Origin of the sequence: Halococcus salifodinae DSM 8989 (assembly GCF_000336935.1) — an archaeon.
Lineage (GTDB): Archaea > Halobacteriota > Halobacteria > Halobacteriales > Halococcaceae > Halococcus > Halococcus salifodinae.
In genome coordinates this window covers 129822-149983 of record NZ_AOME01000054.1, presented here as the reverse complement: position 1 = coordinate 149983, position 20162 = coordinate 129822, and the positions used below count along the sequence as shown (strand labels likewise).

Here is a 20162-nt window from a genome sequence, read left to right as displayed (position 1 = left end):
GTTAGAGCACGATACTCTTGTATCGAATGAACCCTTCGATACTCGTCCCGATGCCCTCGCGCCCGATCCCCGAGTCCTCGTTCCCGCCGAACGGGATGTCGCCGAGACCGTGGGAGGGCGCGCCGTTGATCCGGACTGCGCCGGCGTCGATCCGTTCGGCAACCCGGAGCGCGCGGTCGTACTCAGTCGTAAAGACGCAGCCGTCGAGTGCGAGGTCGGTGCCGTTGGCGATCTCGATGGCGTGGTCCTCGTCGGCGAACGTCGTCACCGGGATCACGGGGCCGAACTGCTCCTCGGTGACGAGGCGTGCGGTCTCGGGAACCCCGCCGAGCAGCGTCGGCTCGACGAACTGGCCGTCGCGCCCGCCGCCGCGAACGATCTCGCCACCCCGATCGGTGGCGTCGGTGACGAGCTCCTCGACCCAGTCAGCCTGCTCGTCGCTGATGAGCGGTCCGAGAGCCGTTTCCTCCTCGAACAGATCGCCGGTGGGGTAGGCGTCCATCTCGCTCTCGATCCGCTCGACGAGATCGTCGTGGATCGACTCGTGGACCAGCACGCGGCTGACCGCCGAACACCGCTGGCCGGCGTACTTGAGCCCGCCTTTCGCACACGCCGCGGCGGCTGCATCGAGGTCGGCGTCGGGAAAGACCACGGCGGGCGCGTTGCCCCCGAGCTCCATGTGGAGGTTCACGATCCCACTCTGGCGGGCGACGTGTTCGCCTGCGCCCGACGAGCCGGTCATCGCGATCGCATCGATCTGATCCGAACCAGCGAGCACGTCGCCGATCGTGCTCGCGTGCCCCGGAACGAAGTTGAACCCGCCTGCCGGAACGTCGGTCGCAGCGATGACGTCGGTCAGGATCGCGGCGCTCACGGGGGTTTTGCTCGCAGGTTTGAGCACGACGCTGTTGCCGGCCGCGAGCGCGGGCGCGACCTGGAGCGCGGTCGTCGAAAGCGGGTAGTTGTACGGCGTGATGCAGAGCACGGTTCCGCGGGGTTCGGGCTTGGTGATCGCCTCCCAACCCTCGTGCCCGGCGGTCGTCCCCGGCCGGAACTCGCCCTTTAGCCCTCGGGCCTCCTCGACCGCGCGCTCGAATCGCTCGGCGGCCGACTCGACCTCGCCGCGCGCGCTCGCGATCGGCTTGCCCGCCTCGCGAACGATCACGTCTGCGAGTTCGTCCTTCCGGTCGCGCAGGCCTGCGGCGATGGCTTCGAGCCACGCCACCCGCTCGGGAATCGTCGAGGCGGCCATCGATGGCTGTGCACCCTCTGCCGCATCGAGCGCTGCTTCGGCCTGGAGCGGGCTCGTTGCGGTGATTCGGGCGAATACGCCACCCTCGGCGAGATCATTTACTTCGATGACGCCGTCGCCGCTCTCCCACTGCCCGTCGATGTAGGCCCGTTCGTCGTGCGCCGTTGATGTGGTAGCCATGCACGATGGTTGGGGTCGAATCGGTAAAAGATTTACTTTGGACCGAATAAATGCCGTGGCAATCGACTGACCCGCCGCGACGTTTTTTTTGAATCGAGATGTCATGACGGGTGTGTCTGTGTGAGTGGGCTCTATTGAATCCGCCGACGGCGTCGGGGTGAGTCGTCAGAACGATTGAGACGAAGCGGAAGAGGAGTCTTTGTGCAGAAGATTCTCTTCCGCTTCGTCAAACAGGCTGTCTCGATCGCACGAAAACTTACTGATGCAGCGCTGATGCAGATCAGCCATCCCGCCGGCAACGGAGTTGCCGGCTGGAAGCACGCCGTCTTGCACTTTCTCCGCGAACACATGGACGCGACACTCGTCGAAGTCCTCGATTGGGCTGAAGAGATGGAACGCGTACGAGCCGCGCTCGTCCTCGAGCGCGGCGAGTTCCTTGGTCCATCTGCGCTGTGCAGGTCCCTTGATCGAGCGCCGATGACTGTCTGGCGAGAGCTGCTCCGACTCTCGTCGGAGCTGCTCGACCAGTCCGGTCACGCCGCCATCGATGCCACCTACTTCGACCGCAGAGAAGCATCGAGTCACTATCTCAAGCGGTGTGAGCGAGATGTACAGACCGTTCAGGCCACGTTTCTCGTCGATACCGCGCAGGGCGCGGTTATCGACGTTCACTGTAGTGCGAAGTGGCCCAACGGAACGAACGTTGGCCCGCAGGTCGCCCTGCGGAACGCAGGCGACCTGCTCAGTCTGGCCGCCGACAAGGGATACGATGATATGAGCTTCCGCGAGGAGTTGCATGCCGAAGACGTGCGTCCACTGATCAAACACCGTGTCTTCGCGCCGTACGATCACGCACACAACGCGCGGATCGAGGACGAACTCTACAACCAGCGGTCGATCTGTGAGACCGTGAACTCGGTGATCAAGCGCTCGTACGGCTCCGCCGTCCGAGCGCGAGCATGGTACCGCCAGTTCCGCGAGATCACGCTCACCGCCGCGGTCTACAACCTCGAACTAGCCCTCAAACCGTGAATCCCGTTGCCCTCTGCGGATTCAATAGAGCCGTGTGAGTGTGAAGCCCTTCCAGTTCGTTTGATATTGGCAAACAATTTTCGAACCTCGATGGTCGAAACCCGTATTACGCTCGCTCCGGAGGTTCAGCTATGACCGAGGACACGCTCGAAATCGGGGTCGCGGGGCTCGGGACCTACGGTCTCCTCCGGGCGGAAATCCTCACCGAGTTCGGCCACACCGTCTACGGTTCGGACGCGAGCCCGGACGCCCGCAAGGAGTTCGAGCGCCGCGTCGGTACCGGGGTGTTCGAACGCCCCGCCGAACTCTTCGAACGCGACCTCGATGGCGTTCTCGTCACGACACCGAACAAATTCCACGAGCCGGTCGCCACGGCAGCGATGGAGCGCGGGTTCGACGTGTTTGTCGAGAAGCCACTGGCTCACACCCTCGAAAGCGCCGAACGGATCGCCGAGATCGCGCGCGAAACGGACTGTCTCTGCATGGTCGGCTTCCAAAACCGATTTTTGAACGTCTGTAAGGTCCTCAAGTGGTACATCGACGAGGGATACCTCGGAGAGATCAGGCACGTTCAGGCGGCGTACATCCGGCGGCGTGGGGTGCCGGGTCGCGGGTCGTGGTACACCTCCTCGGAGATCGCCGGCGGCGGCGCGGTGATCGATATCGGCATTCACTTGATCGACCTCCTCGACCACTTTCTCGACGCGCCGGTGATCGACGACGTCGCCGCCACGACGCGTCAGGACTTCGGCCACCGCGAATCCTACGCCTACCTCGACATGTGGGGCGAGGACGCCGACGCGAACATGTTCGACGTCGAGGACTCGGCGTCGGGATTTTTGACCTACGAGGACGGGACCACCGCAACGCTCGAAGTCGCGTGGGCGGCCAACGCCGAGTCGGTCCACAGATACCAGCTCTACGGCACCGAGGGTGGCGCGGTACTCGACATCACCGATCGCCTCAACGGTATGGCCGAGGTCGACCAGAGCCTCCGATTTTACGGCGCAAACACGGGCGGCATGGATCACTACCTCGACGCTTCCGTCACGGTGAACTCGAACGATCCGTACCGAGAGCAGTTGCGCGCGTTCACGACGGCGATCACCGAGGACGCTCCACCATCGATGAACACCACCGAACAGGCGCTCGCCGTCCAGCACGTCGTCGACTGTATCTATGCCGAAAGCGAGTGAATCACGACCCGCGACGAGGGCCGGATATTTATATCGACACGCACAACCCCCGACATGACCCCGGACGCCGACGGCGCGAAGACGATCAACTCGGTCGACAACGCGGTTCGCATCCTCGACGAACTCCTCGCTCGGGAGACCGCAGGGGTCACGGAGTTGGGCGAGGCGGTCGGTCTCTCGAAGGCCACCGTCCATCACTACTTGACGACCCTCCGGCGACACGGGTTCGTCCAGCAGGTCGATGGAACCTACCGCCTCGGCCTCCGGCCGCTCTCGTATGGCGGCGCGGCCCGCGAGCGCGAGGCGGTGTTTCAGTCCGGAAAGGAAGGCGTCGACAGGCTCGCGGCCACCACCGGCGAGACCGCCCGACTCGTCGTCGAGCGCAACGGGTACGCCGTCACGCTGTATCAGTCCTCGGAACGCCCTCCCGAGGAGATCCCAACCACGCTCGGCACGCGCGAGGATCTCCATAGCACCGCCGCGGGGAAGGCGATGCTCGCCGCCCTTGACGACTCGTCCCTCGATGGGTTCCTCGAACGAGGAGAGCTGACGCGACACACCCGAAACACCATCGTGGACCCGGCGACCCTGCGCGCGGAGATAGCCGACGTCCGTTCCCGGGGGATCGCGTTTGACGATAACGAACAGTTCGAGGGCGTCCGGTGTGTTTCGACCCCCCTCGTCACCGACGCCGGGGGCCTCCTCGGCGCGCTCAGCGTGAGCAGTTCCACCGCGAACATCTCGGACGAAATCTTTGAGGAGGAGTTCCCCCAGGCTCTCCAGAACGTCGCCGGCGTCATCGAGATCAACACCGCCTACCGCGGCTGGGTTGAGTGACGCCACGCGGTCGATGGCGAACCCGTTCACCAGGACCGATCAGCGGAACGCTCGGTGAGGATGTCAGTGATCCAGTAAGTCCGTACCAACTCCGACACGATCCTCGCGGTCACCAGTCGGCGATGCTGCCGTCCTCGTGCCGCCAGATGGGGTTGTGCCAGTCGGTCTCCATCGCGGATTTCTCCGCGACCACCGACTCGTCGATCTCGATACCCAGTCCAGGGCCGTCGAGCGTGTCGAGATAGCCGTCGTCGAACACGAACGGCGACTCTCCCGCGAGGTACTCGTGGGCGGGCCCCCGCGCGTCCGAATGGACGTCGAACCCGTGATCCTGAACGAGGAAGTTCGGGGCGTGGGTCACGACCTGGAGCGAGGACGCGAGCGCGATCGGCCCGAGCGGGCAGTTGGGCGCGACCGCGACATCGTGGGTCTCGGCGGCGCTCGCCAGTCGACGCATCTCGGAGATGCCGCCAGCGTGGGAGACGTCGGGTTGGATCACGTCGATCGCGCCGTCCTCGAACACCGGCTGGTAGTCCCACCGCGAGTAGAGCCGTTCGCCCGCGGCGAGCGGAGTGCCCGACTGGTTCGCGATCACGGGGAGGTATTCGAGGTTCTCCGGCAACACCGGCTCCTCGACGAACAGCAGGTCGAACTCGGTCAGCCGGCGGGTCAACGTCTTCGCCATCGACTTCGAGACCCGACCGCGACAGTCGACCGCCATGTCCACCGCGTCGTCGACCTCGCTCCGAACGTGCTCGATCCGCGAGACGATCCCCTCTAGCACCTCGCGCCCCTCGACGTGGCGGGTCTGGTTGGTTGCGTCCATCTTCAAGGCGGTGTAGCCGGCCTCCGCGAGCCGGGTCGCCTCGCTTGCGACGTCACCCGGTCGATCCCCGCCGATCCACTTGTACACCCGAATCCTCTCCCGGCTCTTGCCACCGAGCAGATCGTAGACCGGAGCCTCGTAGTGACGACCCTTGATGTCCCAGAGCGCCTGGTCGACGCCCGCGATCGCGCTCATCAAGATCGGGCCACCACGGTAGAACCCGCCGCGGTACATCGCCTGCCAGTGGTCCTCGATGCGGAGCGGGTCCTTGCCGACGAGGTAGCTGTCGAGCAGTTCCTCGACCGCCGTTCGTACCGTCTTCGCGCGCCCCTCGACGATCGGCTCGCCCCACCCCACCAGCCCCGTGCTCGTCTCGATCTTGAGGAAGAGCCAGCGCGGCGGGACTTCGTACAGTTCGTAACCGGTGATTTGCATACGGGATGGTCTGCCCATAGTGTCTTAATGCTACGGTGTTCGACCGACATCGCTGCGACGGCCATCGAGTCCGCCCTAGCGTCCGGAAGGAGGTGCGTTCAGCCGAACGGGTTCGGCGGTAGCACAGTCTCACAGTAGCGCGAACCGCAGCGGCGTGCGTGGCGATCCCCGTCGTCAGTCAGGACCGCCGGTTTCGGGGACCGCTGCCATCGCTTCGATCTCGACGTCGATATCGACGGGGAGTTTCACCACTTCGAACGCGCTGCGCGCGGGATACGGCTCCGAGAGGAGCTCGCCGTAGACGTCGTTGACCTCGTCGTAGTAGCGCATGTCCTTGAGATAGACCGTCGTCTTCACGATGTCGTCGAGGCTGGCGTCCGCAGCCCGCAGGACCGCGTCGACGTTTTCGAGCGTGCGTCTGGTCTGTTCACCGGGCGACCCTTCGATCACGTCGCCGGTGTCGGGATCGACTGGTCCCTGTCCCGAAACGTAGATCGTGTCGCCCTCGACGATTCCCTGCGAGAACGGGCCGATACTTGCCGGTGCGTCGTCGGTTTCGAGTTCGTGCATGGTGGGTCTGTCGCGATGCGACAGTGGATACTCTACCAGCGACACGTCCCAAAACGCTACCGATCCGTGGCGGCACGATCGATGACCGGTGGCTCGCACGGAGGCGAGATAGCCGGCGGTTCACACAGGCGTGAGATGGCCGGCAGTTCACCCGAGATACTCGCGCGCACGCTCGTGGAGCGGGGCGAACCCTTCGGCGCTCCCGACGCCGGTCCGTTTGCCGAGCACGACCCCCTCGGCGTAGATCCCGTCGAGGAGGTTGTCGAACTCGGCGTCGATCCCGCCGTGTTCGGCGAGGAAGGCGATCTGGGATTCGTGCTGTTCGATCGCTCTGAGCTTCCGATCGATGTGCTCGCTGATGTCGACGAACGTCGATGGCTCGAACTCGGCAGTGGGTTTCCCGAAGTAGTAGACGTTGTCCGGATCACACGGTTCGTGGTCGGTTTCGGCGAGCGGGAGCGACGCCATGTAGTACGCGTCCGTCACCAGCCGGGAGGTGGCTCGATGATCGGGATGCATATCGTCGCGGAAATGCGTGAGAACCACGTCGGGATCGTACCGTCGGAGCGCGTCGACGATCCGCAGTCGGTTGTCGAGCGAGTAAGTGATACGTCCGTCCTCGAACCCGAGGAACTCCACCGCGTCGGCCCCGAGCACCTCGCCGGACGCGCGAGCCTCCTTCTCGCGGGCGTCGGCGATCTCCGCCTCAGTATCGGTCCCGAGACCGCCGTACTCGCCGCGGGTCATGTGGGCGATCGATACCCGGTCGCCGCGGGCTGCGTGTTTCGCGAGCGTTCCACCACAGAAGATGTCGGCATCGTCTGGATGGGCGACAACTGCTACCACGTGCATACAGTGAATGCGGAAACCGGCACCAAATAGTTTGTGATCGACGAAGCGTTGGGAGAATGGGTTTCGATCGTGGATTGACGCTACTCGACGTTCGCGACGATGCGATCGATCACGTACTCGGCCTCGTTCTGATCGAGACACATCGGATTCACGACGATTTCGCCGTCAGGGAGATCGTCGGTGCCGACGTACACCCGAGGATCTTCGTCGCGGAGCGTGCGTGCGAGTTCCGTGGCGTTCGTCCCGATACCGGTCGCCTCGACGTCGACGACGATCTCCGGGGCGACGCTGGTGCCGTTGGGGCTCGTCACATGCACACCGAGCCCGGTCTCGGCGAGTCGCTCCGCCATCGCCTCGGCGAGATCGATCCACCCCGCTTCGAGCTGGCCGTGATCCTCCGCGACGAACAGTTCGAGTGCGCGGATCGCGCCGACGAGCTCTTCCTTCCCGACCTTCAGCGGTCGGCCGATTCCCTGACGCGGCACGCCGTCGAGCCGTTCCCGGTCGATGAGGTCGGTTGGCGGATCCCAGAGATCGTTCGCGACGTGCATGTCGAGGTGCTGGGCCGCGATCGACGCGACGTACTCGCGCTTGCCCGCGACGAATCCAGTAGTTTGGGGGCCACGGATCCCCTTGCCACCGCTGAACACCACCATGTCCGCACCCGTCTCCACGAACGCCGAGAGGTTCTCGCGCGGCGGGACCTCCGCTGCGGCGTCGACGATCACCGGGACGTCGTTCTCGTGGGCGACCGCGACGACCGACGACAGCGACGGCTGAGTGTAGGATTTCTGCATGTAGCCGACGGCGACGGTTTCGTCGGTGATCGCGCGATCGAGCTGCCACGGCTCGACGTCGGTTGCGCCAGTACCGAGGTGGCGATCGTTGGTCCCGACGTCGACGATCGTCGCGCCAGCGGTCCGGAACGCGTGGTCGTAGCCCGTCCGGTGAGTGCGGGGCATGACGATCTCGCTCGGCACGTCGGCCGTGTCCGGGAGGGCGTTCATCACGCCGACGTCACGGCCCACGATGGCGGCCGCCGCACACAGCAACAGTCCCGCGCTGGCCCCGCTGGTGACGTAGCCGGCCTCCGCACCCGTGACGTCGGCGATCGCCGTTGAGGCTCGTGCTTCGAGATCGCCGATCTCGACGAACTCGTCGGCAGCCCGCCGCATGGCGTCGAGCGCGCCAGGTCGAATCCGGCTCCCACCGATGCGGGTCTTCGTCCCCGCTGCGTTCACGACGGGCGTCACGTCTAGCTCGCGGTAGATGGAATCGTCCTCACTCATTGTTGATTGCGGTGTACACACTCATACTGCCGGTAATCATAATCGTTGTGATTGGGGTAGTCGGCACCGAACGACCCGAAAGCCGCTGCGCTCCGACGACAGTAATCCACCCCACGAGACGTTCGCCATCGTGACCGAGGTCAATCCCATCCCGTCTACGTCCCGATCGTCGATCGGCTCGTTCGATCTCGTCTCCCCCTCCAACCAGTCGGTGGGGCGAACGACCGACCCGTAGACGCGGGTTTCGACACGTTCGTCCACACAGGGTGAACGGTAGTCGATGGCACGAACCCCGATCGTTCACGATCGATGTCGTCCATGAGATAGGGGTTCCCCGAACATCTCCGACACAGGAGCTCCGGCATCCACCAGGGACTACCGTAAACGATCGTTTCTCGATAGTGGACGAGCACCGCCGAGACGGGAACACGGTCGATACAGTACCGTTTCGAACCGTGGATCGTGCGTGTCGCGCCACGACACTCCGATCCGAAGCAGACGCACCCGTTTGAGCGACAAACAAGTCGGCTGGTTCGTCGATGATCGACTCAAATAACAGCTATATCATTGTTACTCTCTGGGTTCGCGTTACGATATCGACCTGCGGAGGGCTCTCGGCCAGTTGTGTGTTGGCACGTCGTACGTTCACACTGTGTGTACGATCGGATCGAGCGCTCCGTTCGCTATCGGAGTTCGCCGTGCTGCTTGAACACGGTCATCGCTGCGTAGTGGTTGGCGATCGGATGATAGCCGGGTTCGACCGCAGTTCCGTGGTTCGGTCCGTCTCGACTCCAGTCGGAGTCCAGGCGCTCGTACCAGTTCCCGAACCGTGGGTTGACGACGTGCTCGGTCGCACACCGCTGGAGACGGTCGTACCACTCGAGATACGTCTCGTCGTGAACCGCGAGACGAGCGGCTGCGCCGATCCCTTCGGCCAGCGCCCACCCGTACTTCTCGGCCACGACCGGTTCGCCGCTCCGATCAACCGTGTAGTGGAACCCGCCGTGGTCGTCGTCCCAACCGATTTCGACGGCGGTGTCGAACAGCTCCATCGCGCGCGGTACGAGCCAGTCGTCGTCGCGGTGTTCGGCGAGGTGACAGAGGAGCTTCGCCCATTCGGCGTGGTGGCCCGGCTGGTACCCCCACGGACGAAACAGGTGGTCGGGCTCGTCGCGGTTGTACGCGAAATCGGGCTCCCACTCCGGGGTGTAATGTTCCCAGACACGGCCGGCCTCGTCCGCACGATCGCAAACGAGCGATCGGGCAACGGTGGTGGCACGATCGAGGTGAGTCTCGTTGCCGGTTGCCTCGTACGCCGCGAGCATCGCCTCGCACGCGTGCATGTTCGCGTTCTGTCCCCTGTAGGACTGGTAGTCGCTCCAGTCCCCGGTCGCCGCGTCCGCGTAGAGCCCGTACTCGGGTTCGAAGAAGCGGCCGTTCAGAACGCCGAGGGCGCGCTCCAGTTCCGCGTCCGCATCGGGGAGTCCGACCTCGACCGCACGCGCGGTCGCGAGGACGGCGAACGCGTGGCCGTAGCAGTGGCGCGTGTCGTCGGCCGTCTCGCGCCCGGAAAGAAGCCAGTCGTACCCCTCGTTGTCGGCGTCCCACAGGACGTGCCGGAGGAAGTGGAGCCCGTGCTCGGCGGCCGCACGACAGTACGTCGGCCCGTCGATCGCGACGCCGATCGCGAAGTTGTGGATGGCGCGGCACGTCGCGACGAGGTGTTTCGAGCGACCATCGTAGACGTGGCCGTCGCGTTCGTCGAGCTGGGCGATGTAGCCGCCGAACCGTCGATCCACGACGTCGGGCCAGTAAAACTGAAGCACTCGACACAGATTGGAACGGATCCGTTCCGGATCACGGTGTGTGCCTATCATACGTCGTGATCGAACGGCCGAGGGATAAGTGCCAGGTCGACGGGAAGCGCGGACGGCCGTCCACTCTTCGTGAACGTTATGCGTCCGGACGAGAAACCACGGTATGGAATCGAACGGGTCGCCAAACACGGTCGGTGCGGTGCGGACAGCGTTTTCGCTGCTGGCGACGGTCGCCGAACGCGGCGGCACCGCCGGCGTGACGGAGGTGGCAACTGCGTGTGAGATGCCGAAAAGCACCGTGTACAAACATCTCAACACGCTCGTGGAGCTCGGATATTTGGAGCGTGACGACGGAACGTACGCACTGGGAGCCCGGATGGTGGATCTCGGGCAGCACTCGCTCGCACGGACCGACCTCTACCCCGCGGCGAAGCCACAGATCGAACGATTGGCGGAGCTAACCGACGAAACGGCCGGTATCGCGGTCGAGAGTCGGGGTCGCGTGGCGGACCTCTACTGGGATTCGCGCAGCGATAGCGCGATCAGCGCGGCCGGCACCTCGAAACACCCACACTGCAGCGCTCCTGGGAAGGCGATACTCTCGCAGTGCTCGGATTCATACGCCGAGTCGATCGTCGCGGAGCTCGGCCTTCCGCCGCGGACCCAGAACACGATCACCGATGTGGAACACCTCATGAACGCCGTCCGACGCGTCAGCGAGCGTGGCGTCGCCATCGAACGCGAAGAACAGTACGAGGGCGTCAACAGCGTCGCCGTACCGCTCACCGATCTCACCCCGAACGTGGCGATCTACGTCGCAGGCAGTGCCGAGCGACTCTCGAGCAAGCGTATCGAGGAGGACATCCCCGGGATTCTCCTGAGCGCGGCCAACGAGGTGACGAAGCGCTTTCTCGCCGCGGAGTAGTTGTCCACTCATAGTGAACAACCGATCGACAGGCGGCCGAAACGCCGAGGCAGTTGTGAACGGGACCGGTTGACGAAGTACGTGTTCGTCGAGCGAGGAAGCAGCGGCGGTGGTCGGGGAAGCCGCCATCGGACCCGTTCACCCTGTCGAAACAGACGCGGTGAACACGACGTTCCGCATCCGTTCGATGGGAGAGTCGGACGTGATCCGTTCATCCCGCCATCGTCAGAGGATTTATTTGTCGGTACGCGGAACTGGGCACGATGGATGGTATCACGCATGCGATGTACCGAGCAGTGTGGGGTCAAGAGTGTGCGAGGAACGGTGACGACGGATGAAGGCCGTCGTCGTCCGGCAGGGCGAAACCGAACCCACGGTCATCGAGGTCGACGAGCCGACGCCCGAGCCGGGGGAAGCGCTGCTTCGGACGCTGCGGGTCGGCATCGACGGGACCGATCACGAGGTCATCGAGGGCAACCACGGGGGGTTCCCCGACGGCGACGAGTATCAGATCCTCGGCCACGAGGCGGTTGCGGTCGTGGCGGACGCGAACGGCACCGATCTCGACGAGGGGCAGCTCGTGGTCCCGACGGTCCGCCGTCCCCGCGAAGATGGCAACGAGTACTTCGAACGTGGCGAGCCCGATATGGCTCCCGACGGCCAGTACGTCGAGCGCGGGATCGTGGGCGCGCACGGCTACATGACCGAGCTCTTCACGAGCGCACCACGATATCTGGTTCCGGTGCCGGATGCGTTCGCCGAATCGGGTTTTCTCGTCGAACCGATCAGTAACACCGAGAAAGCGCTCGAACACGCCCACGCGACGCGGTCGGCGTTCGAGTGGACGCCGGAAACCGGCCTCGTGCTCGGGAACGGCCCGCTCGGACTGCTGACCCTCGCAATGTTGGCGAGTGAACCGACGGATTTCTCCCGGACGTACTGTCTGGGACGGCGGGATCGTCCGGACCCCACGATCGACATCATCGAACGGCTCGGCGCGACCTACGTCGATTCGCGCGAGACGCCGGTGGCGGCGATCCCCGACGCCCACGAACCGATGGATTTCGTGTACGAGGCGACCGGTTATGCGAAACACGCCTTCGAAACCGTCCACGCGCTCCGTTCCAACGGTGTGGGCGCGCTGCTCGGGATTCCCGACGACTGGACGTTCGAGATCGATGGGGGTGCATTCCACCGCGAAATAGTGCTCCAGAACAAGGCCCTGTTCGGCAGCGTCAACTCGAACGTGCGCCATTACGAGGCCGCGATCGACTCGCTTTCGGCGTTTCCCGACTGGCTCGTGGATGATCTCATTACCGGCGTCCACGAACCGGCAGCAGCCCCGGCCGCCTTCGAAACCAGCGACGAGACGATCAAGACCGTCGTCGAGTTCGACACGGTCTGAACGGCAGACCGCAATTTCGGTGGCCCACAGGATGATCGGAAAGCACGAACGGAAATTCGGCGACAGTACCGTAAGCACCAACGTTATACGAGCGATCGCCGGAGACGTGGTATGACGGCTACCGTCGAGCGACTCACGGATCGTGCGGCGATCCGCGATGGCATCTCGCTCTGGAACGACCAGCACCCGGACCTCCGGATCAGCGATCGTCTCACGGCTAACGTTTTCGCGCCGTTTTCCGGGCTCGATGTCCGGTGTTATGGAGGATACGCCGGTGAGGAACTGGTCGCGTTCGGCGTGCTGAAACGGCTCACTCGCTCGGTCGACGGCTACGACGTGACCGATACCGCGTGGCTCTCGCTGTTCGCGTTCGACGCTGATGCCGATCGTGGTCGACCGATCGCCGAGGAGCTGCTGACCACGATCGGCGAGACGGCGATCGAGAGTGGCGCGGCACGACTCCGCTTCGGCGGCGATCCACAGAACTTCGTCGCGGGTGTGCCGAACACCGCCAATCCGACGTATCGCGACGTGCTGACGGCGGCCGGGTTCGCGATCGACACCGACGACGTCGTGTACGACCTCCAGCGGACCATCACCGAATTCACGCCGCCGGACGCCGCTCTGGCGACCGGCCGCGAGTGGCCCGGACTGGGGGTCGAACGGGCGACCGATCACGAGTCGGCGCTGCAGTCCTTCCTCGCCGATCAGTTTCCTGGTCGATGGCACTACGAAGCAGGGAACATCTGTCGGGTTCCAGGTGGCCCCGAGGACTACTGGGTGCTGCTGTACGAGGGCGGCGTGGTCGGTTTCGCCCGCTCGAACCGCCACGACGGCGCGTATCGCGGCGCGAACGTGAACTGGGGGTGGCGACTCGCCGACGCGCACTGCGGTGTCGGCCCACTCGGGGTTCACGCGGACTACCGCGGTCGCGGGTGGGGACTGTACATGATCAGCGAGATCGTCTGTCGGCTGCGGGACGCGGGCTACGAGGCCGCGGTGATCGACTGGACCGATCTCCCCGGCTACTACGAACAGTTCGGTTTCGAGCGGTGGATCGCCTACGATTCCGCCGTTCGCGAACTGTCCGGCACGAACTCCGTCTGATCGCACACGTCATCTCGACTGTATCCTGCCCGGGGCGAACCACTACACACGCATGCTCGGAACACGAAGCAGCGACTGCTGACGGTGGGCACCACACGATACCAGTCACCGTATCTCTCCGTGGTGTACGGCTGAGAGAGGGGGTGTCTTCTCCGCTCCATCGAAACGACAACGATCGACAATCGTTCGGCCGTAAGCACAGCAGTGACAGCAGTGACAGCAGTGGCCGTCTCTCCCTCAAAAATGCAGCCAGTACAGCGATAAACTATCTATCTATCCATGGAAACGATTATATACTAGTCGGTGGTATATCGTACTGTGTTAGCATGTCTGTGCTCGTGGTCACTGGCCGCACGATCAGTGCGGTTCGCCGGTGTAAAGCTTCGGAAGCACCACTGACCGCCACGAGCTACTGTCGGAACCGGAATCGAGCCACCGTAGTTGTTCGTCCTGTGACCGCTGAACGAAGATATAGGACAAGAAAAAATTGATTCTATAGCTAGAAAAACTATTTATTACCTGGCCGTGTACGAAGGATGACGGGGGCAAGCAAGCGGACCGGATGCGAGTTCGGCGATCGTGAATCGGACGACGACCGATCCGATGCCGCCGTCTCGATCGACCACAACCATGTCACGACAACCAATCGAACGAACCAGGCGCAACATCCTTCGGACGACGTCGGCGCTGCTCGCCGCGGCTGCCGGCACAGGTGCGACGGTCGCCGCACAGTCGCAGTACCCCGCATGGGACGCGAGCACTGCGTACAGCGGCGGAGATCGCGTTACCCACAACGGCTCCGTCTGGGAGGCGGAGTGGTGGACCAAAGGTACCGAACCGGCCGAGAGCGCGGACGCGTGGACGAAAACCGATCCCGCCAGCGGTGGAGGGAACGAAAGCAGCGGGACCACGGACTGCAGCAGCGTCTCGGCGTACGACTCGGGGACTGCCTACTCCGGCGGCGATCAGGTGACCTACGAGGGGTCACTCTGGAGCGCCGAGTGGTGGACGAAAGGTACCGCACCTGCCACGAGCGAAAACGTCTGGACCAAACAGGGCGACTGTGGGTCCGGCGGCGGCGGCGGTGGCGGTGGTGGCGGTGGCGGCAACACCGCGCCGAGCGCTACGTTCACCGCATCCGAGTCGTTCCCCACGCCAGGGACGTCGGTCACGTTCGACGCGTCGGGTTCGTCGGATGCGGACGGCTCGATCGGCAGCTACGAGTGGAAGTTCGGTGACGGCGCGACCGCTACCGGTCAGTCCGTGAGTCACACCTACAACTCCGCGGGTGAGTACACGGTGACGCTCACGGTCACCGACGACGCGGGCGCGAGCGCGACGTTCACGAGGACGGTCAACGTCCAATCGAACAGCGGCGGTAGCGGCAAGAAGCGCGTGATCGCGTACTGGCGGCAGTGGGCGCAGTACCAGCGCGAGTACACGCCGGACATGATCCCGTACGACAAGGTCACCGACGTGCAGTACGCATTCTTGCGTCCCGAGAAGGACGGGTCGCTGGAGTTCCTGCACGCCAACGGCGGCCAGGACTTCTACGGCTCGCGGTTCATGCACAACGGCAACGAAGGGAGCTTCCTGAAGCAGGGAGCGGTCGAGGACTGGCAGAACGTCGGTGACAAGGCGTTCAGCGCCCAGGCCCAGATGCGCGACAACACCAACTTCATCGCGTCGGTGGGCGGGTGGGGTGACTCGGAGTACTTCTCCTACGTAGCCCAGGACCCCGACAAGCGCAAGATATTCGCTCAAGACTGCGTCGAGCTCGTGGAGAGCTACGGTCTCGACGGTATCGACCTCGACTGGGAGTACCCCGGCGGAGGTGGCTGCACCTCGGCGTCACCGGTGTGTGACATCGATAACGTCTCCCAGCCCGGCGATCAGAAGGCGTTCACGAAGCTGGTGAAGGCGGTTCGGGACGCACTCGACGAGGCCGCGGCCAACGATCCCAACCGGAGCGAGCCCTACGTGCTCTCGGCGGCGATGAGCGCGAACCCAGAGATCGTGAAGGGGCTCGAGCACGGGAAGCTCTCGAACCTGCTCGACTACACCAGCGTGATGACGTTCGACTACCGGGGCATCTTCAGCCAGTACACGGGCCACCAGTCGCCCCTCAAGGCAAATCCCAACAGTCCGAACAAGAACCCCAGCGAGTTCAACGCCTCGTCCGCGCTCAGTTGGTACGAGGCCCAGGGCTGGAATCCGGCCCAGCTCAACATGGCTGTGCCGTTCTACGGGCGGAGCTGGTCGGGCGTCAAACCACCCAAGGGTGACTTCGGGAACGGGACGGACGACGGGCTGTTCCAGGAGTACACCGGCGAGGGCAAGGACGCCAGCGGCGACGGTTCGTACCCCACGTTCGGCGACGGCGGGACGAACCTCGGCGGGATCTGGGAGGCGTTCGATCTGATCGGCAACGGGCGGACCGGGAGCAATCCGGTCGACCTCGGCAGCAGCGACTGGACGACCTACTACGACGACGTGGCGGTCTCGTCGTGGAGCTACAACCCGAGCAAGGGGCTGATGATCTCGCATCCGACTCAGAAATCCATCCGGAAGAAGATGGAGTGGCTCAGCAGTTCGAGCTACGGCGGCACGATGCTGTGGGCCATCGGTGGGGACACCAAGGACGGGAAACTCATCACGACGCTCTGGAACACGCTCAACAGGTAATCGAACCCGGCCGGGCCTGCCGTCGTCGGCGTGACGGCGGCCGGCCAATGGACGACGTATCACCCGACAAACGACACGACGGCAGGAGACAACGACCATGACACAGACACGACGAAACGTGCTACGCAAGGTAGCGGGGCTGTCGGCGCTGGCGGTCGGTACCAGTGGCGTGGCCTCGGCGGCCGACTGCGCCAGCTATCCACAGTGGGAGTCGGGGGCGACCTACAACGGGGGTAACAGAGTCGTTCACGACGGCGCGCTGTGGGAGGCCGAATGGTGGACAAGAGGTCGGGAGCCGGCGGTGAGCAAGAACGTCTGGACGAAGGTCGGCGACTGTAGCGGTAGCGGTGGTGGTGGCAACGGTAATCAGGCTCCCACCGCCGCGTTCACCACCTCGTCGGCGACGGTGACGCCCAACGAGTCGGTCACGTTCGATGCGGCCGGCTCGTCGGATGCGGACGGCTCGATCACGTCCTACGAGTGGGCGTTTGGCGACGGCGCGACCGCGACCGGCCAGACGGTTTCGCACGCGTACGCGTCAAGCGGTAACTACACCGTCACGCTGACGGTCACCGACGACGCCGGCGCGAGTGCGTCGTCCTCGTCGACGGTCACGGTCGAGACCGCGGGCGGTGGTGGCGGCAGCGAGCCGACCGGCAAGACCGTGTTCGCGCCGTACGGGCACATGACGACCCAGCCGGGCACGAGCCTGGTTGACCACGCGAAACAGGCCGGAAACGACGCTGTGACGGCGGCGTTCGTGCTGTCGGACGGCAACGGGAACGCGGCGTGGGACGGCGCGCCCGACATGCTGGTCGGCGAGGCAGGCATGAAAAGCGAGATCCAGGCCTACCAGGACACCGGCGGCACAGTGATCATCTCCTTCGGCGGCGCGGTCGGCACGCCGATCGCACAGAGTATCACGAGCGTGGGCGCTATCAAGGCCGAGTACCAGACGGTGATCGACACCTACGGCGTGACTCACCTCGACTTCGACGTGGAGTCGGTCAACGAGGCCGCCGTGGATCGGCGCAACCAGGCGCTCGCCGAACTTCAGAAAACCAACCCCGATCTGAAGGTGTCCTACACACTCCGGGCTCGCACGACGGGACTGACCAGCCACGGCACGTACATCGTCGAGAACGCCAAGAGCCACGGGGTCGATCTGGAGTTCGTCAACGTGATGACGATGAACTACGGCTGGGTCGCGCCGACCGCGAGCACCGTCAAGGACACCGCGAACGGCACCCACGACGATCTCATGTCCATCTTCCCCGGCCTCTCGTCGGCGGCGGCCTGGAGCATGGTGGGCATCACCCCGATGATCGGGGTGAACAACGCGGGCGGCACCCACCACCTCGACGACGCGCGCGAGGTAGCGTCGTTCGTGCAGAAAAAGGGGATCGGTCTCGTGTCGTTCTGGTCGCTCGATCGGGACAACGGCGGCTGTGCGGACGGCTCGGTTTCGGCGACCTGTAGCGGGATCTCCCAGAACCCCTACGCGTTCTCGGGGATCTACAACGGCGTCTCGAAATAGTATCGCTCGCCAACCAACCACGACAACCACAAAACACGAACCACGAATCATGAACGATTCACGACGCGATCTGTTGCGAAAAGTATCGACAGTTCCCATCGCGGCATACGGCCTCAGTGGGATCGCAGCGGCGGCCGACTGCAGCGGCATCCCGGCGTACGACTCGGGGACCGCCTATTCGGGTGGTGATCAGGTGACCTACGACGGATCGCTCTGGACCGCCGAATGGTGGACCAAGGGTACCGCACCCGCCGCGAGTGAGAACGCCTGGACCAAACAGGGCGACTGTAGCGCCAACGGTGGCTCCGGCAGTGAGGCGAGCGCCACTGACTGCAGCGGCGTTTCGGCGTACGATGCGAACACTGCCTACTCGGGCGGCGATCAGGTGACCTACGAGGGGTCACTTTGGAGCGCCGAATGGTGGACCAAAGGGACTGCACCCGCCGCCAGCGAGAACGTCTGGACCAAACAGGGCGACTGCGGGCCCGCCAACGAAATGCCGATCGTCTCGTTCACGGTGAGTCCATCCGCACCCGGCCCGGGCGCGTCGGTCACGTTCGACGCGTCGGGCTCCTCGGACGACGGCTCGATCGCGTCCTACGAGTGGACCTTCGGCGACGGCACCTCGGGGACCGGAAAGACCGCGAGCCACACCTACGACGCCGTCGGGAAGTACACCGTCGAACTGACGGTGACCGACGATGGCGGCAAGACCGCATCCACGACTTCGACGCTCACGGTGGGCGATCCCAACGAGGTGCCGACTGCGTCGTTTGCGGTCGATCCATCGATGCCCGCGCCCGGAAAGGCGGCCACGTTCGACGCGTCGGGCTCGTCGGACCCCGACGGCTCGATCAGCAGCTACGAATGGGATTTCGGCGACGGGTCGACGGGCTCGGGGAAGACTGTGAGTCACACCTACAGCTCGAAGGGGACCTACACGGTCTCGCTGACCGTCACGGACGGCGCGGGTGCGAGTGCGACCACCACGAGCGATGTGACGGTCGGGACCGGTCCCTCGGACGAGTTCAAAGTCATCGGTTACTACCCCGGCTGGAAGGCCACGCCGGAGTACGACTACTACCCCAAGGACATCCCGTGGAGCAAGGTCACGGACGTGCAGTACGCCTTCCTCGGCGTCGACGCGAAGAAGGCCGTCCCCACGATCATGAGCGAACAGGATCGGAAGAACCTGAAGCGGTTCAAGAAGCTCAAATCGGGTCCGGCGTCGGACACTCGCGTGAAGGTCTCGATCGGCGGGTGGGCCGACTCGGAGGGGTTCAGCGACATCGCGGCGAGCCAGAGCAAGCGCCAGACGTTCGCCGACCGGAGCGTCGAGATCGTCCGGAAGTACGACCTCGACGGCGTCGACATCGACTGGGAGCATCCCGGTAGCTCCCAGGGCAAGTGCCAGTGTGGTCGCAACGCGGACTACGAGAACCACATCAAGCTGCTGCAGGCGCTGCGCGACGCGCTCGACGCCGCCGGGAAGGAAGACGGTCAGAAGTACTACCTCTCGGTCGCCAACGGTGGCTCGGACTGGAACGCGGGTGGGCTCCGTCACGGCAAGATCGGCGAGATCTGTGACTACACCATGATCATGGCGTACGACTTCACCGGATCGTGGATGGACGTCGCCGGACTGAACGCGCCGCTGTACGGCTCGGGCCATCCGACCGAGAACTCCCAGTACGGCGAGACCTACACCGCTCAGTACTACGTCGAGTACTCCGTGGACAAGCTGTACGCAGGCAATCACGGCGAGACGGGCTACTGGCCCGGCCAGTGGAAGTACCCGCCCGCCGAGCCCGCCGCCCACAACGAGCTCGTGCTCGGGCTGCCGTTCTACGGACGCGGGTTCAACGGCACCGAACTCTACGGCAGCTACAGCGGACTGCCGAAGGGGACGTGGCACGACCAGCTCGAAAAGGGTGCGGATCCGACGGGCGCGTTCGACTTCGGCGATCTGGAAGCGAACTATCAGAACACGAGTGGATGGACGAAGTACCGTCACCAGCCCGGCTCGGTGCCGTACCTCGTCAACGAAGCCGAGAACACGATCATCAGCTACGACGACGAGCAGGCGATCGAGGAGAAGGTCAAGTTCGCGAAGAAGCGCGGCATGCAGGGCGTGATGTTCTGGGAGCTCTCCCAGGACTGGAACGAGACGCTGCTCGACGCGATCCTCGCCACGATCTGATCGCTGGCCGGCGGTCG

At 64.4% G+C, this 20162-nt stretch carries 16 protein-coding genes; 9 read left to right on the top strand and 7 right to left on the bottom strand.

Going from position 1 to position 20162, the window contains the following annotated elements; translation table 11 throughout:
• Position 1 precedes the first annotated feature (1 nt).
• Positions 2 to 1432, bottom strand: a complete 1431-nt coding sequence (locus tag C450_RS10455; RefSeq protein WP_005043293.1) for an aldehyde dehydrogenase family protein — start codon at positions 1430 to 1432, stop codon at positions 2 to 4.
• 201 nt (positions 1433 to 1633) lie between these two features.
• Between C450_RS10455 and C450_RS10450 the strand changes: the two genes are divergently transcribed.
• The 3 genes from C450_RS10450 (at position 1634) to C450_RS10440 (ending at position 4497) form a co-directional block, all read left to right on the top strand.
• Entirely contained in the window at positions 1634 to 2464 is an 831-nt protein-coding gene (locus C450_RS10450) for an IS5 family transposase (protein ID WP_005043292.1), read from the top strand.
• Positions 2465 to 2595: 131 nt separating this feature from the next.
• On the top strand, positions 2596 to 3660 hold the full coding sequence (locus tag C450_RS10445; protein ID WP_005043291.1) for a Gfo/Idh/MocA family protein: 1065 nt from the start codon (positions 2596 to 2598) through the stop codon (positions 3658 to 3660).
• A gap of 54 nt (positions 3661 to 3714) precedes the next feature.
• Complete coding sequence (locus tag C450_RS10440; protein WP_005043289.1) at positions 3715 to 4497, top strand: IclR family transcriptional regulator; 783 nt, start codon at positions 3715 to 3717, stop codon at positions 4495 to 4497.
• 109 nt (positions 4498 to 4606) lie between these two features.
• On the opposite strand, the gene dgoD is transcribed toward C450_RS10440, so the two are convergent.
• The 6 genes from dgoD to C450_RS10410 form a co-directional block, all read right to left on the bottom strand.
• Positions 4607 to 5758, bottom strand: a complete 1152-nt coding sequence (gene dgoD, locus C450_RS10435; protein ID WP_005043288.1) for a galactonate dehydratase — start codon at positions 5756 to 5758, stop codon at positions 4607 to 4609.
• Positions 5759 to 5932: 174 nt separating this feature from the next.
• Positions 5933 to 6328, bottom strand: coding sequence for a Rid family detoxifying hydrolase (locus tag C450_RS10430; RefSeq protein WP_005043287.1), 396 nt, complete (start codon positions 6326 to 6328; stop codon positions 5933 to 5935).
• 147 nt (positions 6329 to 6475) lie between these two features.
• Positions 6476 to 7180, bottom strand: a complete 705-nt coding sequence (locus C450_RS10425) for a PIG-L deacetylase family protein (protein WP_005043286.1) — start codon at positions 7178 to 7180, stop codon at positions 6476 to 6478.
• 80 nt (positions 7181 to 7260) lie between these two features.
• Positions 7261 to 8469 carry an aminotransferase class V-fold PLP-dependent enzyme gene (locus C450_RS10420; RefSeq protein WP_005043285.1) on the bottom strand — a complete coding sequence of 403 codons (1209 nt, stop codon included), beginning with the start codon at positions 8467 to 8469 and terminating at the stop codon, positions 7261 to 7263.
• Positions 8470 to 8505: 36 nt separating this feature from the next.
• The gene (locus tag C450_RS10415) at positions 8506 to 8730 is read right to left on the bottom strand and encodes a hypothetical protein (protein WP_005043284.1); all 225 of its coding nucleotides are present in this window, start codon (positions 8728 to 8730) and stop codon (positions 8506 to 8508) included.
• Between the two features lie 422 nt (positions 8731 to 9152).
• Positions 9153 to 10346 carry an AGE family epimerase/isomerase gene (locus tag C450_RS10410; RefSeq protein WP_049910069.1) on the bottom strand — a complete coding sequence of 398 codons (1194 nt, stop codon included), beginning with the start codon at positions 10344 to 10346 and terminating at the stop codon, positions 9153 to 9155.
• Between the two features lie 103 nt (positions 10347 to 10449).
• On the opposite strand from C450_RS10410, the gene C450_RS10405 reads away from it, so the two are divergent.
• From C450_RS10405 to C450_RS10380, 6 genes are all read left to right on the top strand, one after another.
• Positions 10450 to 11211 (top strand): IclR family transcriptional regulator, encoded by a 762-nt coding sequence (locus tag C450_RS10405; RefSeq protein WP_005043282.1) that lies wholly within the window; start codon positions 10450 to 10452, stop codon positions 11209 to 11211.
• 334 nt (positions 11212 to 11545) lie between these two features.
• On the top strand, positions 11546 to 12616 hold the full coding sequence (locus C450_RS10400; protein WP_005043281.1) for a glucose 1-dehydrogenase: 1071 nt from the start codon (positions 11546 to 11548) through the stop codon (positions 12614 to 12616).
• Between the two features lie 111 nt (positions 12617 to 12727).
• Positions 12728 to 13723 (top strand): GNAT family N-acetyltransferase, encoded by a 996-nt coding sequence (locus tag C450_RS10395; protein ID WP_005043280.1) that lies wholly within the window; start codon positions 12728 to 12730, stop codon positions 13721 to 13723.
• Positions 13724 to 14353: 630 nt separating this feature from the next.
• Entirely contained in the window at positions 14354 to 16408 is a 2055-nt protein-coding gene (locus tag C450_RS10390) for a glycosyl hydrolase family 18 protein (RefSeq protein ID WP_005043279.1), read from the top strand.
• Positions 16409 to 16505: 97 nt separating this feature from the next.
• Positions 16506 to 17945 (top strand): PKD domain-containing protein, encoded by a 1440-nt coding sequence (locus C450_RS10385; protein WP_005043278.1) that lies wholly within the window; start codon positions 16506 to 16508, stop codon positions 17943 to 17945.
• 49 nt (positions 17946 to 17994) lie between these two features.
• Positions 17995 to 20145: a glycosyl hydrolase family 18 protein gene (locus C450_RS10380; RefSeq protein ID WP_005043277.1), complete on the top strand. Its 2151-nt coding sequence runs from the start codon at positions 17995 to 17997 to the stop codon at positions 20143 to 20145.
• Positions 20146 to 20162: the final 17 nt, after the last annotated feature.

What these genes read in the sequence shown, in the direction of transcription:
- C450_RS10455 (WP_005043293.1), bottom strand. Translation starts at nt 1,432, where the DNA reads ATGGCTACCACATCAACGGCGCACGACGAACGGGCCTACATCGACGGG.
- C450_RS10445 (WP_005043291.1), top strand. Translation starts at nt 2,596, where the DNA reads ATGACCGAGGACACGCTCGAAATCGGGGTCGCGGGGCTCGGGACCTAC.
- C450_RS10440 (WP_005043289.1), top strand. Translation starts at nt 3,715, where the DNA reads ATGACCCCGGACGCCGACGGCGCGAAGACGATCAACTCGGTCGACAAC.
- dgoD (WP_005043288.1), bottom strand. Translation starts at nt 5,758, where the DNA reads ATGCAAATCACCGGTTACGAACTGTACGAAGTCCCGCCGCGCTGGCTC.
- C450_RS10430 (WP_005043287.1), bottom strand. Translation starts at nt 6,328, where the DNA reads ATGCACGAACTCGAAACCGACGACGCACCGGCAAGTATCGGCCCGTTC.
- C450_RS10425 (WP_005043286.1), bottom strand. Translation starts at nt 7,180, where the DNA reads ATGCACGTGGTAGCAGTTGTCGCCCATCCAGACGATGCCGACATCTTC.
- C450_RS10420 (WP_005043285.1), bottom strand. Translation starts at nt 8,469, where the DNA reads ATGAGTGAGGACGATTCCATCTACCGCGAGCTAGACGTGACGCCCGTC.
- C450_RS10410 (WP_049910069.1), bottom strand. Translation starts at nt 10,346, where the DNA reads ATGATAGGCACACACCGTGATCCGGAACGGATCCGTTCCAATCTGTGT.
- C450_RS10405 (WP_005043282.1), top strand. Translation starts at nt 10,450, where the DNA reads ATGGAATCGAACGGGTCGCCAAACACGGTCGGTGCGGTGCGGACAGCG.
- C450_RS10400 (WP_005043281.1), top strand. Translation starts at nt 11,546, where the DNA reads ATGAAGGCCGTCGTCGTCCGGCAGGGCGAAACCGAACCCACGGTCATC.
- C450_RS10395 (WP_005043280.1), top strand. Translation starts at nt 12,728, where the DNA reads ATGACGGCTACCGTCGAGCGACTCACGGATCGTGCGGCGATCCGCGAT.
- C450_RS10390 (WP_005043279.1), top strand. Translation starts at nt 14,354, where the DNA reads ATGTCACGACAACCAATCGAACGAACCAGGCGCAACATCCTTCGGACG.
- C450_RS10385 (WP_005043278.1), top strand. Translation starts at nt 16,506, where the DNA reads ATGACACAGACACGACGAAACGTGCTACGCAAGGTAGCGGGGCTGTCG.
- C450_RS10380 (WP_005043277.1), top strand. Translation starts at nt 17,995, where the DNA reads ATGAACGATTCACGACGCGATCTGTTGCGAAAAGTATCGACAGTTCCC.